Below are 22,514 nucleotides of genomic sequence, written 5' to 3' on the forward strand. Positions count from 1 at the left end.
CTTCTTATATAGAAGCAGGAAGCAAATAACAGACGGAGTGGTATATGGCGGATACGCGTCGTTGGGTGTGGCTTGGCGGGATTGTCCTGCTGTGCGTTTTTGTGTTCCTGCTGCATTCGATCCTGACACCGTTTCTGGTCGCGTTGCTGTTGGCCTACCTGTTCGATCCTGTGGTGGATCGTCTGGAAAAGATCGGCCTCTCGCGTACCTGGGGCGTGGTGGCGGTGTTTGCCTTGTTCACGTTGATCATCACGGCATTGGTGCTGGTGCTGGTGCCGATGCTGGCCAAGCAATTGTTCAAGCTCTATGAACTGGCGCCGCAGATGCTCGACTGGCTGCAACACACGGCCATGCCGTGGGCGCAGGCCAAGCTGGGGCTGGCGGACGGTTTCTGGAAGTTCGACAAGGTCAAGGCGGCCATCAGCGAGCACATGGGCCAGACCACCGACATCGTCGGCGTGGTGCTGAGCCAGGCGACGGCGTCGAGCCTGGCGCTGATCGGCTGGCTGACCAACCTGGTGCTGATCCCGGTGGTAGCGTTCTACCTGCTGCGGGACTGGGACATCATGATGGCCAAGATCCGCAGCCTGCTGCCGCGCGACCGCGAAGAGCGCGTGGTCTCCCTGGCCGAGGAATGTCATGAGGTGCTCGGCGCCTTCGTCCGTGGCCAGTTGTTGGTGATGCTGGCGTTGGGGGTCATCTATGCGGCGGGCCTGATGGCTATCGGCCTGGAGTTGGGGCTGTTGATCGGCCTGATCGCGGGCTTGGCGGCCATCGTGCCGTACATGGGCTTTGTGATCGGGATTGGTGCGGCGCTGGTGGCCGGGCTGTTCCAGTTTCACGGCGACCTGTACCCGATGCTCGGGATTGTCGCGGTGTTCATGGTGGGCCAGGCCCTGGAAGGTATGGTGCTGACGCCGTTGCTCGTGGGCGACCGGATCGGCCTGCACCCGGTGGCAGTGATCTTTGCGATCCTGGCGGGCGGCGAGTTGTTCGGCTTTACCGGCATTCTGCTGGCGCTGCCGGTGGCGGCGGTGATCATGGTGTTGGTGCGCCATGTACACGACTTGTACAAGGACTCGGACATGTACGCCGGAACAGACGAACCGGAGTTATAACCGCAGCCTCACAAACCCGGCTCAAGGCCGGGTTTGTCGTTTATCGGCTCAGGCGTTTCGCCAGTGCGTCAAACAATCTTCACCAAATCCAACAAGTTAACGCAAACCTTTGATTTTGCTTGTGGTCTGCTGCATTGTGCGCCCGGCGTCACGGGTATAAACTTTGCAAACTTTACACAGAGGCCACTAACGGTTCGATTGGAACCGTTCAGTCAGCATGAAACCGATTCAGCTGCCCCTAGGTGTGCGTCTGCGTGACGACGCCACCTTTATCAATTACTACCCAGGCGCCAATGCCGCTGCACTCGGCTATGTCGAGCGGCTCTGCGAAGCCGACGCCGGGTGGACAGAAAGCCTGATCTACCTCTGGGGCAAGGACGGCGTGGGGCGTACCCACTTGTTGCAGGCCGCTTGCCTGCGCTTCGAGCAGATGGGTGAACCGGCGGTGTACCTGCCGTTGGCGGAGCTGCTGGACCGCGGTATCGAGATCCTCGACAACCTTGAACAATACGAACTGGTCTGCCTGGACGATTTGCAGGCGGTGGCGGGGCGGGCGGATTGGGAAGAGGCGCTGTTCCATCTGTTCAACCGTTTGCGTGACAGCGGCCGGCGCCTGTTGATTGCCGCGTCCACCTCGCCACGTGAGCTTCCGGTGAAGCTGGCGGACTTGAAGTCACGGCTGACCCTGGCGCTGATCTTCCAGATGCGTCCGTTGTCCGACGAGGACAAATTGCGTGCCTTGCAATTGCGTGCTTCCCGTCGCGGGTTGCACCTGACCGACGAAGTCGGGCATTTTATCCTCACCCGTGGCACCCGCAGCATGAGCGCGCTGTTCGACTTGCTCGAACAGCTCGACCAAGCCTCATTACAGGCCCAGCGCAAGCTCACCATTCCCTTCCTTAAAGAAACCCTCGGCTGGTAGCCAACCCTTCAAATTCGGGGCTTTCGGCAAATTCCAGGCGCCAGAAAACCTGCGTTTGGGCCGTTTTGGCCACGCAAATGGGTTGCATAGGGTGTTAAGGGCTTAGATGTCATAGTCCAAACAAGAAGTCACATAGATCACGATTGAATTTGCAAATCGATGTGATAGAGGGCATAGTCTCGTCTTCTTTACACATCAGCCACGGTCGTGCCCATGCTAAATCGCTTCGCACCCCTCGTGCCTCTCGCACTCGTTACCCTGTTGTTTGGTTGCGCCACCCACACTCAAAACGTGGCTGAGCAGCAAAAACCAGCACAGCAGTCCCAGGCAAAGTTCGTAGCAGCTCAGTCTTCCACGGTTTACCAGGAAGCTTTCTATAAAGAAGAGCAGGCTACCGAAAAAGAACTCGCCGACTTCGCCGGCGCCAAGCCTTACCAGCTTCCCGTTCTGGCCGACAGCATTCTCGAACGCGGCATGTCCCTGATCGGTACCCGTTACCGTTTCGGCGGTACCTCTGAAGCCGGTTTCGATTGCAGCGGTTTCATCGGCTACCTGTTCCGCGAGGAAGCCGGCATGAACCTGCCGCGCTCCACCCGCGAAATGATCAATGTGGATGCACCGTTGGTCGCACGAAACAACCTCAAGCCCGGCGATCTGCTTTTCTTCAGTACGGCTGGCCGTGGTCGTGTCAGTCACGCCGGTATCTACTTGGGCGACAACCAGTTTATCCACTCCAGCAGCCGCCGCAGCGGTGGTGTGCGAGTCGACAACCTGGGTGACAGCTACTGGAGCAAAACCTTCATCGAAGCCAAGCGCGCCCTCGCGATGGCCCCGACTACCGTTACCGCCAGCAAGTAAAGTTAAAGTGATACTTGAAGTTTGACGTGTAAGCGCTAGAATCCCTGGACATTGTTGTAAATCGATCGCGCGAGCTTTGCTTGCGCGTTCTGTTTTTCAACGTTCGGCAGCGAAAGCCGCATCCAGATCAGGATTGTTCTGCCCATGTCGACCTCGGCCCGCCTAATTCTTCTCGTTTGCGCCGCGCTGCTCAGCGCCTGCGCAAGTCGTCCTCCGCCTGCTCCCGTGGCCGTCAAGCCCAAGCCGGTGTTCAACACCTACGCCACCCAAAGTTTCTCGCCGGCAGCCGAAGACGTGCTCTTTCGTGCGCTGGGCCTGGTGGGCACGCCTTATCGCTGGGGCGGCAACACGCCGGACTCGGGGTTTGATTGCAGTGGCCTGATCGGTTTTGTCTACCGCGATGCGGCCGGCATCTCTCTGCCACGCACCACGCGCGAGCTGATTGTGATGCGCGCCCAGGACGTGAGCGAAAACAACCTGCAAACCGGTGACCTGATCTTCTTCGCCACCGGTGGCGGTTCGCAGGTCAGCCATGCCGGGATCTACGTGGGGGAAGGGCGCTTTGTGCATGCGCCGCAAACCGGCGGTACGGTGAAGCTGGACACGCTGTCCAAGGCCTATTGGCAGAACGCCTACCTGAGTGCCAAGCGCGTGTTGCCGGCCGAGCACCTCGCGCGTAATCCATAAGCAAAAACAACTGTGGGAGCCTAGGCTCCCACAGTGCTTTTCAGGGTTGGCTATTTAGCCGCCGACACCCGCCATACCTTGTTCCCCACATCATCCGCCACCAGCAAATCCCCTTGTTTGTCGATCACCACACCGACCGGACGGCCCATGGCTTTCTCATCACTGTTGAGGAACCCGGTCAGCACATCCACCGGCTGGCCTTTGGGCTTGCCTGCCTCAAACGGCACGAAGATCACCTTGTAGCCACTGTGGGGCTTGCGGTTCCACGAACCATGCTGGCCGATAAATGCGCCATTGCTGAACTGCACCGGTAACGTGTTGCCATCGGCAAAGGTCAGCCCCAGGGACGCCGTGTGCGGGCCCACCGCATAGTCCGGTGCGATCGCCTTGGCCACCAGGTCCGGGTTCTGTGGTGTCACCCGCACATCCACGTGCTGCCCGTAGTAGCTGAACGGCCACCCGTAAAAAGCCCCGTCCTTGACCGACGTGATGTAGTCCGGCACCAGGTCGCTGCCGATTTCATCGCGCTCGTTGACGGCCGTCCACAGCTTGCCGCTTTGTGGTTCCCAGGCCATGCCGTTGGGGTTGCGCAGGCCTGAGGCGAAGATGCGGTGCTGGCCGGTGGCCCGGTCCACTTCCCAGATCGCGGCGCGCCCCTGTTCCGCTTCCAGGCCGTTTTCGCCGACGTTGCTGTTGGAGCCCACGCTCACGTACAGCTTGCTGCCGTCCTTGCTGGCGACCACGTTCTTGGTCCAATGGTGGTTAATGCTGCCACCCGGCAAGTCGACCACCGGGGTGCCGGCTGCCTTGATCGAGGTTTCGCCTGGCTGGTAAGGGAAGCGCAGCAATTTGTCCGAGTCGGCGACATACAGGTCGTTGCCCACCAGGGTCATGCCGAACGGCGAGTTCAGGTTCTCCAGGAACACCGTGCGGGTTTCGGCCACGCCATCGTGGTCGGCGTCCCGCAGCAGGGTGATGCGGTTCGGGCTGGGGACGGCGGCGCCGGCGCGGCCCATGACTTTCTCCATCACCCAGCCACGAATGCCCTTGGAATCATCCGGCTTGGGTGGCGCATTGGTTTCAGCCACCAGCACGTCGCCATTGGGCAGCACATACAGCCAGCGCGGATGATCCAGGCCTTCGGCAAACGCTGCCACCTGGGTGCCCGCCGCCGGGGTCGGCTTGGTGCCATCGGGCCAGCCGATCGCCGGCGCGATGTTCACCGTGGGAATCAGGGTTTTATTCGGTTCCGGCAGCTTGGGCGACGGTCCGGTGCCGTCGGACACTTGCAGGGTAGAGCTTTCACCACAGGCGGCGAGGGTGCCGGCGACCATGATCAGTAGGGCAAGTCGGGTCTTGTGCATGGTTTTCTCCTTAATACCTGTAGTGGTAGAGGTGCACGCCGGCCCGATGGTTCACGCGCGTGTCCGGCTTTAATTGACGCTCCACCCCCAACCCACTAACCTTCGCGGCTTGTTTCAGGTGCTCTGTGGCGTACGCGCCGACTGAGTGAAACAGGGAAGCCGGTGAGTGAGCGTACTTTTCTACAGTGCAGCCACGATCCCGGCGCTGCCCCCGCAACGGTAAATGAGTCAAGACGGTGCCTTAAGCCACTGTATCGCCCGCGATATGGGAAGGCGCGCCCTCGGCATTGCATGTCACTCATGAGCCCGGAGACCGGCCTGATCCATCCAACAGCATCACGGTGGGCGATGCTTGGCTGTCTGTATGTGTCTTTTTCCTGCCCGCCGTTTTTGTCCAGCCCCAACGGAGAGCTGCCATGACTGAATCCCCCGATCGTGACGAACGCCACCTGGCGCGCATGCTGCGCAAAAAAGCCGTAATTGACGAGCGCATTGCCAATTCACCGAACGAGTGTGGATTGCTGCTGGTGCTCACCGGCAACGGCAAAGGCAAGAGCAGCTCGGCCTTTGGCATGCTGGCCCGGGCCATGGGCCACGGCATGCAGTGCGGCGTGGTGCAGTTCATCAAGGGCCGCAACAGCACCGGCGAAGAACTGTTCTTCCGCCGTTTCCCCGAGCAGGTGCGCTTCCACGTGATGGGCGAAGGCTTTACCTGGGAAACTCAGGACCGCGCGCGGGACATCGTTGCCGCCGAAGCCGCCTGGGCGGTCTCCCGGGAAATGCTGCAAAACCCGGCCATCGGCCTGGTGGTGCTGGATGAGCTGAACATTGCCCTCAAGCACGGCTACCTCGACCTGGACCAGGTGCTCAGCGACCTGCAGGCCCGCCCGCCCATGCAACACGTGCTGGTGACCGGCCGTGGTGCCAAACCCGAATTGATCGAAATGGCCGACACCGTGACGGAAATGGGCATGCTCAAGCACGCCTTCCAGGCCGGTATCAAGGCACAGAAAGGCATCGAACTTTGAATCAGCCCCGTCACTGTCCTGCTGTCCTGATCGCCGCACCGGCGTCTGGCCAGGGCAAAACCACCGTCACCGCCGCGCTCGCCCGCTTGCACCGCAACCTGGGGCGCAAGGTGCGAGTGTTCAAATGCGGCCCGGACTTTCTCGACCCGATGATCCACGAGCGCGCCAGTGGTGCGCCGGTCTACCAATTGGACATGTGGATGGTCGGTGAGCAGGAAAGTCGCCGTTTGCTGTGGGAAGCGGCGGGGGAGGCCGACCTGATCCTGATCGAAGGCGTGATGGGCCTGTTCGACGGCACGCCGTCCAGTGCCGACCTGGCGCGCCACTTTGGCGTGCCGGTGCTGGCGGTGATCGACGGCACGGCCATGGCCCAGACTTTCGGCGCCCTGGCGTTGGGCCTGGCGCGCTACCAGCCGGACTTGCCGTTTGCCGGCGTGCTGGCCAACCGCGTCGGCACCCTGCGCCATGCGCAATTGCTTGAAGGCAGCCTCACCGAAGGCCTGCGCTGGTACGGCGCGCTGTCCCGGGAAACCGGCATTGAGTTGCCCAGCCGCCACCTTGGCCTGGTGCAGGCCAGCGAATTGAACGACCTCGACCTGCGCCTCGATGCCGCCGCCCAGGCCCTGGGCAGCAGCTGCGAGGTAGCGCTGCCACCGCCGGTGGAATTCGCCGCGCCCGAGGTGATCGAGGCCCAACCGTTGCTGGCCGGCGTGCGTATTGCCGTGGCGCGCGACGAAGCGTTTGCCTTTACCTACGGCGCCAGCCTCGACCTGCTGCGGGCGATGGGCGCCGAGCTGCGTTTCTTCTCGCCGATTCGTGACCGCGCATTGCCTGAAGCTGACAGCCTGTACCTGCCCGGCGGTTACCCGGAATTGCATCACCAGGCGTTGTCGGAAAATACCGCGATGCTCGACGCCATCCGTGCCCACCACGCCGCTGGCAAGCCATTGCTGGCCGAATGCGGCGGCATGCTCTATTTGCTGGACTCGCTCACCGATGTCGACGGTACCCGAGCTGAACTGGTCGGCTTGCTCCAGGGCGATGCTGTCATGCAAAAACGCCTGGCAGCGTTGGCCCTGCAAAACGTCGAACTGCCCGAAGGCCTGTTGCGCGGCCACACCTACCATCATTCGCTGACCAGCACCGAGTGGCAGCCGATTGCCCGGGGCCTGAGCCCGAATGGCGGGCGCGGCGCCGAGGCGGTTTACCGTCAGGGCCGGATGACGGCGTCCTACGTGCACTTTTATTTCCCGTCCAACCCGGTGGCGGTGGCTGCCTTGTTTGCGCCGGACCATCAGACTGCCATCGCAGGCAAGCCAGCTCCCACACTTGACCGAGTTGAAACGCAATCCAATGTGGGAGCGGGCTTGCTCGCGAAGAGGCCATGACTGACAACGCCTTTCCCGAAGCCGACCGCGAAGCCGTTTACCGCGCCATCGCCGAACGCCGCGACATGCGTCACTTCAGCGGCGGCAGCGTTGCGCCGCAATTGCTCCATCGCCTGCTGCAAGCCGCGCACCAGGCGCCGAGCGTCGGCTTGATGCAGCCCTGGCGGTTTATCCGCATCAGTGACCGCAACCTGCGCGGGCAGATCCAGCAACTGGTGGAAGAGGAGCGCGTACGCACCGCCGAAGCCCTCGGCGAGCGCTCCGACCAGTTCATGAAACTCAAGGTCGAAGGCATCAACGACTGCGCCGAAGTGCTGGTGGCTGCCCTGATGGACGACCGCGAGCGGCATATCTTCGGGCGCCGCACCTTGCCGGAAATGGACATGGCGTCGTTGTCCTGTGCGATCCAGAATCTATGGCTGGCGGCCCGCGTCGAAGGCTTGGGCATGGGCTGGGTCTCGCTGTTCGAACCCCGGGCCCTGGCCGACCTGCTGGGCCTGCCGCCCGGTGCCAAACCGCTGGCCGTGTTATGCCTGGGCCCGGTGACCGAGTTCTACCCGGCACCGATGTTGCAGCTCGAAGGCTGGACCGAACCACGGCCACTGAGCGACATGTTGTATGAGAATGTTTGGGGAGTGAGTCAATGAGTGTGGCCTTGCTGAGTGTCGCTGCCGTGGCGCTGGATGCGCTGCTGGGCGAACCCAGGCGCTGGCATCCGCTGGTGGCGTTCGGCAATTTTGCCGGGCGCATCGAGCAGCGTTTCAACTCCGGCGGCCGTGGCTGGCGCAGCCATGGCGTGACGGCGTGGGTGATCGCGGTGGTGCCCCTGACGCTGCTGGCCACGGCCCTGTCGTGGGCGCCCTACATCGGTTGGGTATTGGAAATCCTCGCGCTGTATTGCGCCCTCGGCATGCGCAGCCTCGGCGAACACGTGCTGCCGGTGGCGCAGGCACTGCGCAGTGATGACCTGGACGAGGCGCGCCAGCGCGTCAGCTACCTGGTCAGCCGCCAGACCAGCGAACTGGACCCCACCGAAGTCGCCCGCGCGGCCACCGAGTCGGTGCTGGAAAACGGCAGCGACGCGGTATTCGCTGCACTGTTCTGGTTTGTGGTTGCTGGCGTGCCCGGCGTGGTGCTCTATCGTCTGAGCAACACCCTGGATGCCATGTGGGGCTATCGCAATGAACGCTTTGAACGTTTCGGCTGGGCTGCAGCAAAGATCGACGACGTGCTCAACTACATTCCGGCACGCCTGGTGGCGTTGACCTACGCGCTGCTGGGCAAAACCCGACTGGCGCTCAGATGCTGTCGCACCCAGGGCCCGACCTGGGACAGCCCCAACGCCGGCCCGGTGATGGCGGCGGGTGCCGGCGCCCTCGGCGTAGAGCTGGGCGGTGCGGCGATTTATCACGGCGAACTGCACCAGCGCCCGCAACTGGGCGAAGGCCCGCCCGCCGATGCAGACTCCATCGAGCGCGGCTGGCAACTGGTGCAACGCGGCGTGTGGCTGTGGTTGCTGATCCTGTGTGTGGGGGCGGAATTTTATGCTTGAGCACGGTGGCCGCTTGCGCAAGGCGGCGATGCAATACGGCATTCCGGAAGCCGAATGGCTGGACCTGTCCAGCGGCCTGGCGCCGTGGCCGTTCCCGATCCCGGAAATCCCGCTGCGGGCCTGGGCGCGCCTGCCAGAAACCGATGACGGCCTGGAACAGGCCGCCTGCGAATATTATGGGGCGCCCCATGTGCTGCCGGTCGCTGGCTCCCAGGCCGCGATCCAGTTACTGCCGCGCCTGCGCCGGGCGGGCAAGGTCGGTGTGCTGTCGCCGTGCTACGCCGAGCACGCGGAGGCCTGGCGTCGTGCCGGCTATATCGTGCGCGAAGTGCTGGAGCAGGAAGTCGACTTCTTCCTCGACAGCCTCGACGTGCTGGTGGTGGTCAACCCCAACAACCCCACCGGCCTGAGCCTGTCGCCCCAACGCTTGCTGGACTGGCATGCACGCCTGGCCCAGCGCGGTGGCTGGCTGGTGGTGGATGAAGCCTTCATGGACATCACTCCGCAGTTGAGTCTGGCGAGCCAGGCTCATCAAGTCGGGCTGATCGTGCTGCGCTCGTTCGGCAAATTCTTCGGTCTGGCCGGGGTACGGCTGGGGTTTGTATTGGCCGAGCGCAAGCTGCTCAAACTGCTCGCCGAGCAGGTGGGGCCGTGGGCTGTCAGCGGGCCGACGCGGGTGCTGGGGCAAGTGTGCCTGCGCGATACCGCCGGCCATGTGCAACAGCGGCTGCGTTGCGAGTCGGCCAGCCAGCGTCTGTTTGACGTGCTTGAGCGCCACGACTTGCGGCCTCAGGGCGGCTGCGCGCTGTTCCAGTGGATGATCACCGACCGGGCTGAGCAGCTGCATGAATTCATGGCCCAGCGCGGCATCCTGCTGCGCCTGTTTGTCGACAACAGCAGCCTGCGGTTTGGCCTGCCGGACACCGAGGCCGACTGGCTGCGGCTGGAACAGGCGCTCAGCGCCTACAAGGACGCCTCATGAGTACTTTGATGGTGCAGGGCACCACATCCGACGCGGGCAAAAGCACGCTGGTGACCGCACTCTGCCGCTGGCTGGTGCGCCAGGGCATCCCGGTGGTGCCCTTCAAACCCCAGAACATGGCCCTCAACAGTGCCGTGACTGCCGAAGGTGGCGAGATCGGCCGCGCCCAGGCGGTGCAGGCCCAGGCGGCCAACCTGGCGCCCCACACCGACATGAACCCGGTGCTGCTCAAGCCCAACAGCGACACAGGCTCCCAGGTGATTATCCATGGACGCGCCGTGACCACCATGAATGCCGTGGCTTATCACGATTACAAAGCCATCGCGATGCAGGCAGTGCTGGCCTCCCATGCGCGTTTGAGTGCGGCGTATCCGGTGGTGATGGTCGAGGGCGCGGGCTCGCCGGCAGAGATCAATCTGCGGGCGAATGACATCGCCAATATGGGCTTTGCCGAAGCGGTGGACTGCCCGGTGCTGCTGATCGCCGACATCAATCGAGGCGGGGTGTTTGCGCATTTGGTGGGCACGCTGGAATTGCTGTCGCCGACCGAACAGGCGCGGGTCAAAGGCTTCATCATCAATCGGTTTCGCGGGGACATTGCGCTGTTGCAGCCGGGGCTGGATTGGCTGGAGGCGCGTACCGGCAAGCCAGTGGTGGGGGTGTTGCCGTACGTGATGGATTTGCACCTGGAGGCGGAGGACGGCATCGACCAGCGCCAGATCGACAAGGCGGCGCAGGTGCTCAAGGTGGTGGTGCCGGTGTTGCCGCGTATCAGCAATCACACGGACTTTGATCCGCTGCGGTTGCACCCGCAGGTGGATTTGCAGTTTGTCGGGCCGGGGCAGGCGATTCCGGCGGCGGACCTGATTATTTTGCCGGGCTCGAAGAGTGTGCGCAGTGATCTGGCGTATTTGCGGGCCAATGGGTGGGACACGGCCGTGGCGCGGCACCTGCGTTATGGCGGGAAGGTGTTGGGGATTTGTGGTGGGTTGCAGATGCTCGGCGAGCAGGTGCATGACCCGCTTGGGTTGGAAGGGCCTTGCGGTTCGAGCGCCGGTCTTGGGTTGTTGGGGTTCAGTACGACGCTGGAAGAAGAGAAGCAGCTGCGCAATGTGCGGGGGCGGTTGTTACTGGAGGAGGCCGAGGTGAGTGGGTATGAGATCCACGCGGGTGTAACCAGTGGCGCCGGTTTATTGAGGCCTGCGGTGCAGTTGGACGATGGGCGCAGTGATGGGGCGCAGAGTGAGGATGGGCAGATTCTCGGGACCTATTTGCATGGGTTGTTTGAGACGCCGGCGGCGTGCGGTGCATTGTTGCGGTGGGCTGGGTTGGAGGATGTGCAAGAGGTGGATTATCACGGGTTGCGGGAGCGGGATATTGAGCGGTTGGCGGATCTGGTAGAGCAGCATTTGGATACTGGGTTGCTGCGTTCGTTGTGTGGGGTTTGAGTTGTTGGTATTGGACTGTGTACATATCCGTTATTTAGGTAACGGCGACCTATGGTTCCGCTCTTACAGCGGGTCACTTTTGGCAAACGCCCCAAAAGTAACCAAAAGGTCTTCGCCCCACCACTCGGTGCCTCGCCTAGGCTCGGCATGCCGGAACGAAGGCACGGCTCCGCGGGCCGCCGCGACGGCCCGTGCCTGCTTGCGGCCATCGTGGTTGACTGGGCCCGCAGATCAAGATCAAACGCCGCTCTTCTGTAGGAGCCGGCTTGCCGGCGAAAAACCTGAGAACGCCGCGTTGAATCAGGATGCCCACGTCATCGTTAACGACCTTCGCCGGCAAGCCAGCTCCTACAGGGGATCGTGCCCGCTTTAGATTTTGATTTTGCTTTTGCTCCACACCACTCAAGCCCGCCTGTAGGCCGCTGTGTTTTAGGCTCACCGAGCCTAGGCGAGGTGCCGAGTGGTGGGGCAAGAGCCTTTTGGTTACTTTTGGCTGGGCCGGCATTCCGGCTCTTTTCAAAAGTGACCCGCCATAAGGGCGGAACCCATAGCCGCCGTTACGAAAATAACGGATACACACACCGTCAAAAACAGAGGCTCCAGCCATGCTCCAAATGATCCTCGGCGGTGCCCGCTCCGGCAAAAGCCGCCTGGCTGAAAAACTCGCCACCGACAGCGGCCTGAGCGTCACCTACATCGCCACCAGCCAACCCCTGGACGGCGAAATGAGTGCGCGTGTCGCCGACCACCGCGAGCGTCGCCCTGCCGAATGGGGCCTGATCGAGGAGCCCATCGAACTGGCCCGCGTGCTCAAGGAAAACGCCAGCCCGAACCATTGCCTGCTGGTCGACTGCCTGACCCTATGGCTCACCAACCTGCTGATGCTCGAAGACCCCGACCGTCTAAAGGAAGAGCGCGAAGCCCTGCTGCAAGCCCTGGCCTCCCTGCCAGGAGAAATCATTTTTGTCAGCAACGAGACCGGAATGGGTGTCGTGCCGCTGGGCGAATTGACTCGCCGCTATGTCGATGAAGCCGGTTGGCTGCATCAAGCCTTGGCCGAACGTTGTCAGCGCGTTGTCCTGACCGTCGCCGGCCTGCCCCTGACTTTAAAAGGTACTGCGTTATGACCGACACCTGGTGGCTCAACCCCTGCAAAGCAATCGACCCGCGGGCTCACGAGCAAGCCCTGGCCCGCCAGCAGCAACTGACCAAACCCGCCGGTTCCCTCGGCCAGCTGGAAGCCGTCGCGGTACAACTGGCCGGCCTCCAGGGCCAGGTCAAACCCAGCGTCGACCACTTGTGGATCGCTATCTTCGCCGGCGACCACGGCGTCGTCGCCGAAGGGGTCTCCGCCTTCCCCCAGGAAGTCACCGGCCAGATGCTCCACAACTTCGTCACCGGCGGCGCCGCCATCAGCGTGCTGGCGCGCCAACTCGACGCGAAACTGGAAGTGGTCGACCTTGGCACCATCACCCCCACATTGAACCTGCCCGGCGTGCGCCACCTTAACATCGGTGCCGGCACCGCCAACTTCGCCAATGGCCCGGCAATGACTGAAGCCCAGGGCCGACTGGCCCTGCAAGCCGGCCGCGATAGCGTGCACCGCGCTATTGCGAGCGGCGCGCAGCTGTTTATTGGCGGCGAAATGGGCATCGGCAACACCACCGCCGCCAGCGCCCTGGCCTGCGCGCTGCTGGACTGCCAGGTCAGTGACCTCACTGGCCCGGGCACCGGCCTGAATGCCCAGGGCGTCAGCCACAAAGTCGCCGTCATCGAACGCGCCCTGGCCCTGCACGCCGGCGACCGTGATGACGCGCTGAAAACCCTGTTCAACCTCGGCGGCTTCGAAATTGCCGCGCTGGTGGGCGCCTACCTGGCCTGCGCCCAAGCGGGCGTGGTGGTGCTGGTGGACGGCTTTATCTGCACAGTTGCCGCACTGGTCGCCACGCGCCTTAACCCGGCCTGTCGCGAATGGCTGCTGTTCGGCCATCGCGGTGCCGAGCCCGGTCACCGTCACGTGCTGCAAAGCCTCAATGCTGAACCGCTGCTGGAACTCGGCCTGCGCCTGGGCGAGGGCAGTGGCGCTGCGCTGGCCGTGCCGTTGCTGCGCCTGGCCTGTGCGCTGCACGGGCAGATGGCAACCTTCGCCGAAGCAGCCGTGGCGGACCGCCCGGCATGACCCTGCACCTGGACCTGCTGCGCCACGGCGAAACCGAACTGGGCGGCGGCTTGCGCGGCAGCCTGGACGACGCGCTCACCGCCAGGGGCTGGGAACAGATGCGTGCGGCGGTGGTGGAGCAGGGCCCGTGGGACCGTCTGGTCAGTTCGCCGTTGCAACGTTGTGCGCGATTTGCCGAGGAGCTGGGCGCGCGCCTTAATCTGCCGGTCACGCTGGAAAAGGATTTGCAGGAGCTGCATTTCGGCGCCTGGGAAGGGCAGAGCGCTGCGGCCTTGATGGAGACTGACGCCGACGCGCTGGGACTGTTCTGGGCCGATCCCTACCGCTTCACACCGCCCGAGGGCGAGCCGGTGTCGCAGTTTTCCGCGCGAGTACTGGGCGCAGTCGCGCGCTTGTATCAAGCGTATGACGGCCAGCGCGTGCTGCTGATCAGCCACGGCGGGGTCATGCGTTTATTGCTCGCCCAGGCGCGCGGTTTGCCGCGTGAGCAGTTGTTGAATGTCGAAGTCGGCCACGGTGCCCTGTTCAGCCTGCAGGTCGAGGCGGATGGCGTATTAAAGGAAGGAATCTAAACATGCTGCCGTTCTGGATCGCCTTGCAGTTCCTCAGCAGCCTGCCGATTCGCTTGCCGGGCATGCCGCAACCGCAGGAGTTAGGGCGCTCGTTGTTGTTTTATCCCGTGGTTGGGCTGTTGTTCGGGCTACTGCTGTGGGGCTTGAACGCCGTGTTGATGGGCGCACCCTTGCTGCTGCATGCCGCGCTGCTGTTGACCGCGTGGGTGTTGCTCAGCGGCGGCCTGCACCTGGACGGCCTGGCCGACAGCGCTGACGCCTGGCTCGGTGGCTTCGGCGACCGCGAGCGTACCCTGACCATCATGAAAGACCCGCGCAGCGGGCCGATCGCGGTGGTCACCCTGGGCCTGGTGTTGCTGCTCAAATTCACCGCATTGGTGGCATTGATCGAGCAACACAACGGCGCCGCGCTGATCCTCGCACCGTTGATCGGTCGCGCGTCGATGCTGGCGCTGTTTCTCACCACGCGGTACGTACGTGCCGGTGGGTTGGGGCAGGCGTTGGCGGATCATCTGCCACGCATCGTCGGCCAACAGGTGCTGATCCTCAGCGGTCTGGCGTGTATCCTGATCGGCGGCTTCAGTGGCGGGATTGCCGTGTTGCTGGCGGCCCTGTGCTTTATCGGCTTGCGCCAACTGATGGTCAATCGCCTCGGCGGCACCACCGGCGACACCGCTGGCGCGCTGCTGGAACTGCTGGAAGTCGCGGTGTTGATCGGTCTGGCGCTGTAACAGTTTCTTGCATTTCATTAATCCCGGGTATATACACGCTCCATGCTTGCCTCCCAATGTTTATGCACCAACCTGCGTCGCGCCGCTCGTGGCGTCAGCAGGCATTACGACGGCGCTCTCGACGGCTTCGGGATCAACGTTGCCCAGTATTCTCTGCTGTGTAATCTGCAGCGCCTCGATCAACCGAGCATTTCCAGCCTGGCGGATGCCATGGGCCTGGATCGCAGCACGCTGGGGCGCAACCTGCGGGTGCTGGAGGGCGAAGGCCTGGTGCAGTTGGTGGAGGGCGATGACTTGCGTAACCGCCTGGTGCTGCTGACCGAGGCGGGCAACGAACGGCTTGCCGCGGCATTGCCGGCCTGGGAAGCGGCGCAGCAGAAATTGATTGATCAGTTGGGCGCCGAAAAGCGCGAAACCCTGTTGGCCTTGCTGGATGAACTCGCTTGACGCGGGTTTGTTCGATGACAAGCGGGTATATACCCGCGAATGGAGAATAAGAAATGACCTCGATGTGGCGCACCAGCGGCTGGATTCTTGTGGGGAGTGCGCTGATCCTGGCATTGTCCCTCGGCGTACGGCATGGCTTTGGCTTGTTCCTGGCGCCCATGAGTGCCGAGTTCGGCTGGGGCCGAGAAACCTTTGCCTTTGCCATTGCCCTGCAAAACCTCATATGGGGCCTGGCGCAGCCGTTTACTGGCGCCCTGGCCGACCGCTTCGGCGCCGCCAAGGTGGTGATGATCGGTGGCGTGCTTTACGCGCTGGGCCTGGTGTTCATGGGCTTGTCGGACTCGGCGTGGTCGTTGTCCCTGAGCGCCGGCTTGCTGATCGGTATTGGCCTGTCGGGTACCTCGTTCTCGGTGATCCTCGGGGTGGTGGGGCGTGCCGTGGCGCCGGAAAAGCGCAGCATGGCCATGGGTATCGCCAGCGCCGCCGGCTCGTTCGGCCAGTTCGCCATGTTGCCGGGCACCCTCGGTTTGATCGGCTGGCTTGGCTGGTCCGCCGCATTGCTGGTGCTGGGAGTGATGGTGGCGTTGATCGTGCCGTTGGTGACCATGCTCAAGGACCGCCCGCTGCCAGCGGTGGCCGGTCAACAAACTTTGCGCGAGGCCTTGCGTGAGGCCTGTTCCCATTCAGGGTTCTGGTTGTTGGCGTTCGGTTTTTTTGTCTGCGGTTTCCAGGTGGTGTTTATCGGTGTGCACTTGCCGTCGTACCTGGTGGACCAGCACTTGCCGGCTTCCGTGGGCACCACGGTGCTGGCATTGATCGGGCTGTTTAATATCTTCGGCACCTATACCGCCGGCTGGCTCGGCGGGCGCATGTCCAAACCGCGCTTGCTGACCGGTTTGTACCTGCTGCGGGCGGTGGTGATTGTGATCTTCCTGTGGGCGCCCGTGACGCAAACCAGCGCCTACCTGTTTGGCATGGCAATGGGCTTCTTGTGGCTGTCCACGGTACCGCTGACCAACGGTACGGTCGCGACCTTGTTCGGGGTCAGAAACCTTTCCATGCTCGGTGGGATCGTGTTCCTGTTCCACCAACTCGGCTCGTTCCTCGGCGGCTGGCTGGGCGGAGTGGTCTATGATCGAACCGGTAGTTACGATTTGATCTGGCAAGTGGCAATCGTCCTGAGCCTGGTGGCCGCGGCCTTGAACTGGCCGGTGCGCGAGCGCCCGGTGGCACGTTTGCAGGCGCAAATGGGGGTGGCATGAATTCGACCTGGCAGTGGCTCGGCGCAGCAGGAGCAGGAGTCTTGCTGCTGTTGGCGTGGTGGGGCTGGCAGCAGGGCGGCCTGGCGTTGATGCAGTTGGGCATGGCGATCTGTTAAGTTCTGTGTCTGAGATTTTTCAAGGACAGGTGACATGCACATGCGCTGGCTTGCAGTACCCGCTCTGATGGTGGCTTTTGGCGGCGTCGCCATGGCCGCCGATTGCCCACCGTTGCTTGAAGGCCAGTTGCCCAAGCTGCGCGCCAAGGAATCCATCGACCTGTGCCAACGCTTCGCCGGCAAGCCGCTGGTGATCGTCAACACCGCCAGCTTCTGCGGGTTTGCGCCACAGTTCAAAGGGCTCGAAGCCTTGTATCAGCGCTACAAGGGCCAGGGCCTGGAAGTGATTGGCGTGCCGTCCGACGACTTCAAGCAGGAAGCCAAGACCGGCGAGGAAACCGCCAAGGTTTGCTACGTGAACTACGGCGTGACCTTCACCATGACCGAGCCACAGAAGGTCAAGGGCCCGGACGCGGTGCATCTGTTCAAGATCCTGGCGCAGCAGAGCAGCGCGCCGAAGTGGAATTTCTACAAGTACGTGGTGGACCGCCAGGGCAAGGTAATTGCCAACTTCTCCAGCCTGACCAAGCCGGATAGCCCCGATTTGATCAAGGCGGTGGAAGAGGCGCTGGCTTCGAAGCCCTGATCAGCGCCCACTAAAAAGCCCCGCCTCTTTTGCAAGAGAGCGGGGCTTTTTCATGTCGCTTTACATCAGAACTTGTACGTCACACCCAGGCCGAAACCGTTGGCGCTGTTTTCGTACTTGGCGTTGTAGGACTGGCCCAGTGCGTTAGAGCGTGCAACTTTGACCGGTTCTTCCTTGAGGTAGGAGTAAGCCAGGTCGATGGTCATGTTCGGCATTACGTCGTAGCCCAGGCCGAGGCTGAAGATCGTCCGGTCACCGGTAGGGATGCGCGGCGAGCGATCAGTGTTGTTGGTCGGCGATTGGTCGAACGTCAGGCCGGTACGCAGTACCACCTGCTTGGTCACACGGTACGAAGTACCCAGGGCGTAGGCCCAGGTATCGTGCCAGTTCTGCTCTTCCTTGATGCTGCCGACAATTTGCGGAGCCAAGGCACCGCTGCCCGCGGCGGCCGAGACGCCTTCGTTATTGACGGTGATGTCTTTCAGTCGGCTCCAGCGCGTCCAGGTTGCGCCCGCATAGAGTTTCCAGGCGTCGCTCAAGTCTTGAGTAACGGACAGGTCCCAGGATTCAGGCGTGTCGATCTTCAGCGAGGCGTCGTAGCGGCCGTTGTTCAAGAGACTGGCAGGAACGTTGGTCCCTTTGGTCACTTCGGTATGGCCTTCGAGCTTGTACTTCACTTTCGAGTGGTAGGTCAGGCCCACACGAGTGGTGTCAGTGGCTTGTACCAGCAGGCCGGCGTTGAAGCCTAGCGCGGTGTCGTCACCCTTGATCTTGATGTTGTTGGAGCCGGTACCCGCGATTGGCAGGTTGATGTCGGACTCAAGCGTACCGGAGATACGGTTGATAGTCGGACCAAAACCAATGGAAACCCGGTCGTTGAAGGCATAGCTGACGGTTGGCTGGAAGGTGATGACCTTCACTTCGCTCTTACTGCCGAATGCTTTGCCCTGGAAGCCATTTTCGTAATCAGTCACCAGGCCAAATGGTGCATAGACGCCGAAACCGACAGCCCATTGCTCATTGAGTTTATTGGTGTAGAAACCGAAAGGAACGGCAGTGAAAGGCACCATGTCGCCTTTGTTGCTGCCGCTGGAGCGGCCACTGACATCTTTGATATTGGTGGAGGCATCGATCGCTGCAACACCACCTGTAACTTGCTGGCCTTCGAGGCGAGCCATACCGGCAGGGTTACCATAAACGGTGCTTGCGTTATAGGCAGATGAAGAACGTCCCGCAAAACCGGTACCCATCCCGGCAACGTCCTGTTCGTTGAGGGCGAAGCCGCTCGCGAACACGTGGGAAGAGGCCATTGCAACGGCGAGGCTAAGTGTCGTCTTGAGCATTACTTTTTTCATTATTAGAACTCCGTGGTGATCACCGCTGCGGAAAGTAACAATAAATTTATGTTTGCGCTATAGGCTGAAACATAGGAGATAGAGCGGTTTTGTAGGACAATCCGACCAAAATCAACGTTTTTAGCCGAATCTTGCAAATCGCCCGGTCAACAGGCGACGTGATTCATGGGTGAAACACAGGTTTGCCAGGCCTGAGTGAAATCCCGAAGTCGGCCCTGGGGGTGAAATATTTCTTTCCAGATGCGCGCCATGGCCAAAACATCGTCGGGTGGCGGCAGGGCAGGGCGGTGTTGTTCCACCAGCAGCCAGGCGATGGCGGTGGCGTAACGCAGGTTGACCGTCAGCTCCAGCTGCGGCCCGCTGAGGAACGCGTGCTGGCTGGCGAGGCCACGAACCAGGCTGGCGCGCTCGGGGTCGAGCGCCAGGTAGTCGTCCCACAAGGCGCGGTGGCGCGGTTCGGTAATGCTGTAGAGGCCATGGCCGCGGCGGTCGTGCAGGGCTGAACCGAGCGCCGACTGGCTGGCAGCGATGCCCAGCAGCAGGGATTCGGCAGTCGGGTTATGGCGACCCAGATACAGCAGGGTGGGCCGGATCACATAACGACACAATTCGCTGGCGGCGATGCCCATAAAAGCCTCAATCCATGAAATTGGTCGGCGATACCTGAGAGGGGGGCTTGGCAGCAGTGAATCGGATCTCAGGCTCGCCGGAAGCGGATCATGCCGCTTGAGTTGAAGTGTAGTGTCATAGTTACGACGTAAAGGACTGTTTTTAAAATATTTTCATCATTTAGTTATATCGTTTATATCAATTTAAACTTAGCGCGACTGAATTTCAGGCAATAAAAAACCCCGGGTTTTAACCGGGGTTTTTGTGTTTCAGCGATCCGGGTCGATCAGGCAACCAGTGCCTGGCGAGTACGATCGATCACGGCCTGCAGCGGTTCTGCGCTGGAGTATTGATCGGGGTACAGGCGTTCGCTGTGACGAGCGATGCCGTGTTCGTTGACCAGGGTAAAGCTGAAGCAGCCTTTGCGAGCGGCCATGATCAGGCAGTTCATTGGTGCAAAAGCGTTGGTGAGGGTGCGAATGGCATCCTGAGTGTGGATTTGAGTGGACATATTATTGGTGTTCCTACAAATGACACGGTTAAGAACCGTGCAACGTTAAAACGTTCCAGTGACGCTGATCACCATTGATCAAGCGAAGAACCCGACTGGAACAAAGCAGCCAGTTTGAAGCGCTATTAAGTTGGCGCGCTTGGGCTGGCAGGTAGGTACTTAGGAGGGCAGGCAACACAACAGGGGCAAAGGTTCTGGGCCCGGGGTGAAGATCCTGATCAATTTGCAGGCTGGTTCGGTCAGAGTATGGGTACTTCGCGACACCCTTTGCATTGTTCAAAGGCAGTGTCGTCGCAAGTGATACCTGGAAACCATCGAGGTGGTCGATCCCTTTTTGTCGGCGGTGCCGTGAGGGAGTTGTTCGACCAGAATTGACTTTCAGCTTGGTACTAACGCCGCGGATAGTAACGGATTGAAACGTGGAAAGAAAGTGTGATAGGCAAAAAACTTTTCTGGCCTCGGTGCGCCGGTAACATATCTGAGCCTCCGATCGGACAAAAAACTCGGTGGATATAACCGCAAGGTGGGTAGTTGTGCACATTGGTTGCGCACTGTGTAACCGCACTGACATAAGCCCTGTAGTGCCCCCGGGTGCCTGCAACTAAAATTTAAGTCAATGAAAAATCGAGCTTTTTTTTATTGGTGAAAAAATCGTCAGTTTGACTGCGGCCCCCGTTCCATGGGCCTTTGCGGGAGTTACAGAACGGTTGTCCACTGAGTTATCCACAGCTTCTGTGGATTGTCCCAAGCGCTTGCTCTAGAACGGGCGTGCAGGCTTTTTTCAGCTTTACCTGTGCGAAAAAAAGAGTAGAGTGGCGCGCCTTCCGTTCTGTCCCACAGTGCTTTATGAAGTTTCGCTCAGTATCACCTTCTGTTACCGACAGCCCTCAGGTTGTTACCGCACCCAAGCGTTTCTCCCTGAAAGTCGCCTTGTGGTTGCTCGACAGCCCGCGCCTGGGCCATAGCCCCAACGTCAAACATTTCGCCGGGCATTTGCTCAAGCAACCGGCCCGCGCTGGCGTGGTAGTGGCGCAAAGCCGTCTGGGCCAATTGATGTGCCGCGAGTGCGGCAACGCCCGGGACCGCCGCATCGGCCACGACCTGCTGCGCCAGGCCGCTCGCGCCGGCGACCGCATCGCCCAGCGTGAATTGGGCCAGATCGAAGACTGAGCTGTCCTCGATGCGCAGGCTTGGTTAACCTTCTTCTTTTCGGGTGACGGCAGGAATCGCTATGGCTTTTGACTGGACCAGTGTTGTGCTGGGTCTCGCCGGTGCTGGATTGCCGCTATTGGGCCTGTGCTGGCAGATCCAGCGGAAACTGTCTGCGCGAATGGCCGGCTGGGAATTGCTCGAAGAGCGCCTGGCCACCGCACAGCTGGCCCAGGAAGGGCTTGCCGCGCAACTGGACGCCAGCCGTGACGAAATCAGCGACCTGAGCCAGGCCAACGCCGCCAAACAGGCCGACCTGGCGGCCGTGCGCCGCGAAGTCGAACTGCTGCAGATCGACCGCGACAACGCTCGCGATGCCGCCCACGCCTGGAACCTCGACCGTTCCGCCAAAGAAACCGAGCTGCGCCGCCTGGACGCCCTGTCCGCGTCCCTGCGCGCAGAACTGCGCGAGCAGCAGGAAAGCCACCAGCAACGCCTCAACGACCTGCAAGGCTCCCGCGATGAACTGCGCGCGCAGTTCGCCGAGCTCGCCGGGAAGATCTTCGACGAGCGCGAGCAGCGCTTCGCCGAGACCAGCCAGCAACGCCTCGGCCAATTGCTCGACCCGCTCAAGGAACGCATCCAGTCGTTCGAAAAGCGCGTCGAAGAAAGCTACCAGAGCGAAGCCCGCGAGCGGTTCTCCCTGGCCAAGGAGCTGGAGCGCCTGCAGCAGCTGAACCTGCGCCTGTCCGATGAAGCCACCAACCTGACGCGGGCCCTCAAGGGCCAGAAAACCCAGGGCAACTGGGGCGAATTGATTCTGGAGCGGGTGCTGGAACACGCCGGTCTGGAAAAGGGCCGCGAGTACCAGACCCAGGTCAGCCTCAAGGGCCCGGACGGCGAGCGCTTCCAGCCCGACGTGTTGATCATGCTGCCGGGTGACAAGCAGGTGGTGGTGGACTCCAAAGTGAGCCTGACCGCCTATCAGCAGTACGTCGCCGAGGACGATCAAGCGATCGGCCAGGTCGCCCTGAAACAACACGTGCTGTCGTTGCGTAACCACGTCAAAGGCCTGGCCGGCAAGGACTACAAGCGCCTGGAAGGTCTGCACAGCCTGGATTTCGTGCTGCTGTTCGTGCCCATCGAAGCCGCGTTTTCGGCGGCGCTTCAAGCGGAGCCTAACCTGTTCCAGGAAGCGTTCGACCGCAATATCGTGATCGTCAGCCCCACCACGCTGCTGGCCACCTTGCGGGTCATCGACAGTCTGTGGAAACAGGAACGGCAAAGCCAGAACGCCCGGGAAATCGCCGAGCGCGCCGGTTGGCTGTATGACAAGTTCGTGCTGTTTATCCAGGACCTGGACGAGGTGGGCAACCGCCTGCAGCAGTTGGAAAAAGCCTACAGCGCGGCGCGCAACAAGCTGACAGATGGGCGCGGAAACCTGGTCAGCCGTACCGAGCAATTGAAGCTGCTCGGTGCCCGCGCCAGCAAAAGCCTGCCGGCTGACCTGCTGGAGCGAGCGATGACCGACGAAGACGGCGTGGCGCAGCTGCCGGAATAGTCACCGGCCTTTGTGGGAGCTGGCTTGCCTGCGAGGGTATCAAATCGGTTTCACTGCAGAGACCGAGCCGCCTGCATCGCAGGCAAGCC

23 protein-coding genes and 1 riboswitch are annotated in these 22,514 nt (G+C 61.7%); of the genes, 19 read left to right on the plus strand and 4 right to left on the minus strand.

The window, feature by feature from the left end; translation table 11 throughout:
- Positions 1 to 44: 44 nt before the first annotated feature.
- From HKK54_RS18010 to HKK54_RS18025, 4 genes are all read left to right on the plus strand, one after another.
- Entirely contained in the window at positions 45 to 1,118 is a 1,074-nt protein-coding gene (locus HKK54_RS18010) for an AI-2E family transporter (RefSeq protein WP_010176468.1), read from the plus strand.
- Positions 1,119 to 1,335: 217 nt separating this feature from the next.
- The gene (hda, locus tag HKK54_RS18015) at positions 1,336 to 2,040 is read left to right on the plus strand and encodes a DnaA regulatory inactivator Hda (protein WP_010176467.1); all 705 of its coding nucleotides are present in this window, start codon (positions 1,336 to 1,338) and stop codon (positions 2,038 to 2,040) included.
- Between the two features lie 213 nt (positions 2,041 to 2,253).
- Positions 2,254 to 2,898, plus strand: coding sequence for a C40 family peptidase (locus tag HKK54_RS18020; RefSeq protein WP_010176466.1), 645 nt, complete (start codon positions 2,254 to 2,256; stop codon positions 2,896 to 2,898).
- Positions 2,899 to 3,042: 144 nt separating this feature from the next.
- Positions 3,043 to 3,585 (plus strand): C40 family peptidase, encoded by a 543-nt coding sequence (locus HKK54_RS18025; protein ID WP_003210749.1) that lies wholly within the window; start codon positions 3,043 to 3,045, stop codon positions 3,583 to 3,585.
- Between the two features lie 50 nt (positions 3,586 to 3,635).
- On the opposite strand, the gene HKK54_RS18030 is transcribed toward HKK54_RS18025, so the two are convergent.
- On the minus strand, positions 3,636 to 4,949 hold the full coding sequence (locus HKK54_RS18030; RefSeq protein ID WP_169387376.1) for a PQQ-dependent sugar dehydrogenase: 1,314 nt from the start codon (positions 4,947 to 4,949) through the stop codon (positions 3,636 to 3,638).
- Between the two features lie 99 nt (positions 4,950 to 5,048).
- A riboswitch (cobalamin riboswitch) is annotated at positions 5,049 to 5,285 on the plus strand.
- 80 nt (positions 5,286 to 5,365) lie between these two features.
- Here HKK54_RS18030 and cobO point away from each other — a divergent pair.
- From cobO to HKK54_RS18095, 13 genes are all read left to right on the plus strand, one after another.
- Complete coding sequence (cobO, locus tag HKK54_RS18035) at positions 5,366 to 5,977, plus strand: cob(I)yrinic acid a,c-diamide adenosyltransferase (RefSeq protein WP_003210751.1); 612 nt, start codon at positions 5,366 to 5,368, stop codon at positions 5,975 to 5,977.
- The gene (locus HKK54_RS18040) at positions 5,974 to 7,365 is read left to right on the plus strand and encodes a cobyrinate a,c-diamide synthase (RefSeq protein ID WP_169387377.1); all 1,392 of its coding nucleotides are present in this window, start codon (positions 5,974 to 5,976) and stop codon (positions 7,363 to 7,365) included. Before cobO ends, HKK54_RS18040 begins: the two co-directional genes overlap by 4 nt.
- Positions 7,362 to 8,012: a 5,6-dimethylbenzimidazole synthase gene (bluB, locus tag HKK54_RS18045; RefSeq protein WP_169387378.1), complete on the plus strand. Its 651-nt coding sequence runs from the start codon at positions 7,362 to 7,364 to the stop codon at positions 8,010 to 8,012. The genes HKK54_RS18040 and bluB overlap by 4 nt, the downstream gene beginning before the upstream one ends.
- A complete protein-coding gene (gene cbiB / locus HKK54_RS18050; RefSeq protein ID WP_169387379.1) occupies positions 8,009 to 8,917 on the plus strand; it encodes an adenosylcobinamide-phosphate synthase CbiB in 909 nt (302 codons plus the stop codon). Before bluB ends, cbiB begins: the two co-directional genes overlap by 4 nt.
- Positions 8,910 to 9,899 carry a threonine-phosphate decarboxylase CobD gene (gene cobD, locus HKK54_RS18055; RefSeq protein WP_169387380.1) on the plus strand — a complete coding sequence of 330 codons (990 nt, stop codon included), beginning with the start codon at positions 8,910 to 8,912 and terminating at the stop codon, positions 9,897 to 9,899. The genes cbiB and cobD overlap by 8 nt, the downstream gene beginning before the upstream one ends.
- Positions 9,896 to 11,347: a cobyric acid synthase gene (locus HKK54_RS18060; protein WP_169387381.1), complete on the plus strand. Its 1,452-nt coding sequence runs from the start codon at positions 9,896 to 9,898 to the stop codon at positions 11,345 to 11,347. Before cobD ends, HKK54_RS18060 begins: the two co-directional genes overlap by 4 nt.
- Before the next feature lie 605 nt (positions 11,348 to 11,952).
- Positions 11,953 to 12,474: a bifunctional adenosylcobinamide kinase/adenosylcobinamide-phosphate guanylyltransferase gene (gene cobU / locus HKK54_RS18065; protein WP_169387382.1), complete on the plus strand. Its 522-nt coding sequence runs from the start codon at positions 11,953 to 11,955 to the stop codon at positions 12,472 to 12,474.
- The gene (gene cobT / locus HKK54_RS18070) at positions 12,471 to 13,526 is read left to right on the plus strand and encodes a nicotinate-nucleotide--dimethylbenzimidazole phosphoribosyltransferase (protein WP_169387383.1); all 1,056 of its coding nucleotides are present in this window, start codon (positions 12,471 to 12,473) and stop codon (positions 13,524 to 13,526) included. Before cobU ends, cobT begins: the two co-directional genes overlap by 4 nt.
- Positions 13,523 to 14,098: an alpha-ribazole phosphatase family protein gene (cobC, locus tag HKK54_RS18075; RefSeq protein WP_010176456.1), complete on the plus strand. Its 576-nt coding sequence runs from the start codon at positions 13,523 to 13,525 to the stop codon at positions 14,096 to 14,098. The genes cobT and cobC overlap by 4 nt, the downstream gene beginning before the upstream one ends.
- A gap of 2 nt (positions 14,099 to 14,100) precedes the next feature.
- Positions 14,101 to 14,829, plus strand: coding sequence for an adenosylcobinamide-GDP ribazoletransferase (locus tag HKK54_RS18080; protein WP_169387384.1), 729 nt, complete (start codon positions 14,101 to 14,103; stop codon positions 14,827 to 14,829).
- 42 nt (positions 14,830 to 14,871) lie between these two features.
- Positions 14,872 to 15,276, plus strand: coding sequence for a MarR family winged helix-turn-helix transcriptional regulator (locus tag HKK54_RS18085; RefSeq protein ID WP_010176454.1), 405 nt, complete (start codon positions 14,872 to 14,874; stop codon positions 15,274 to 15,276).
- 62 nt (positions 15,277 to 15,338) lie between these two features.
- Entirely contained in the window at positions 15,339 to 16,538 is a 1,200-nt protein-coding gene (locus HKK54_RS18090) for an MFS transporter (protein ID WP_169389300.1), read from the plus strand.
- Positions 16,539 to 16,688: 150 nt separating this feature from the next.
- Complete coding sequence (locus tag HKK54_RS18095; protein WP_010176452.1) at positions 16,689 to 17,240, plus strand: glutathione peroxidase; 552 nt, start codon at positions 16,689 to 16,691, stop codon at positions 17,238 to 17,240.
- 65 nt (positions 17,241 to 17,305) lie between these two features.
- On the opposite strand, the gene HKK54_RS18100 is transcribed toward HKK54_RS18095, so the two are convergent.
- The 3 genes from HKK54_RS18100 to HKK54_RS18110 all read right to left on the minus strand — a co-directional run bounded on the left by HKK54_RS18100 (position 17,306) and on the right by HKK54_RS18110 (position 19,715).
- Complete coding sequence (locus tag HKK54_RS18100) at positions 17,306 to 18,595, minus strand: OmpP1/FadL family transporter (RefSeq protein ID WP_169387385.1); 1,290 nt, start codon at positions 18,593 to 18,595, stop codon at positions 17,306 to 17,308.
- A 146-nt stretch (positions 18,596 to 18,741) separates the two neighbouring features.
- Positions 18,742 to 19,224 (minus strand): hypothetical protein, encoded by a 483-nt coding sequence (locus tag HKK54_RS18105; protein WP_010176450.1) that lies wholly within the window; start codon positions 19,222 to 19,224, stop codon positions 18,742 to 18,744.
- A gap of 266 nt (positions 19,225 to 19,490) precedes the next feature.
- Positions 19,491 to 19,715 carry a hypothetical protein gene (locus HKK54_RS18110; RefSeq protein WP_003214941.1) on the minus strand — a complete coding sequence of 75 codons (225 nt, stop codon included), beginning with the start codon at positions 19,713 to 19,715 and terminating at the stop codon, positions 19,491 to 19,493.
- A gap of 846 nt (positions 19,716 to 20,561) precedes the next feature.
- Between HKK54_RS18110 and HKK54_RS18115 the strand changes: the two genes are divergently transcribed.
- Complete coding sequence (locus HKK54_RS18115) at positions 20,562 to 20,885, plus strand: hypothetical protein (RefSeq protein ID WP_026078187.1); 324 nt, start codon at positions 20,562 to 20,564, stop codon at positions 20,883 to 20,885.
- Positions 20,886 to 21,060: 175 nt separating this feature from the next.
- A complete protein-coding gene (gene rmuC / locus HKK54_RS18120; protein WP_169389301.1) occupies positions 21,061 to 22,425 on the plus strand; it encodes a DNA recombination protein RmuC in 1,365 nt (454 codons plus the stop codon).
- The last annotated feature ends 89 nt before the right edge of the window (positions 22,426 to 22,514 follow it).

Origin of the sequence: Pseudomonas sp. ADAK13 (assembly GCF_012935715.1) — a bacterium.
Lineage (GTDB): Bacteria > Pseudomonadota > Gammaproteobacteria > Pseudomonadales > Pseudomonadaceae > Aquipseudomonas.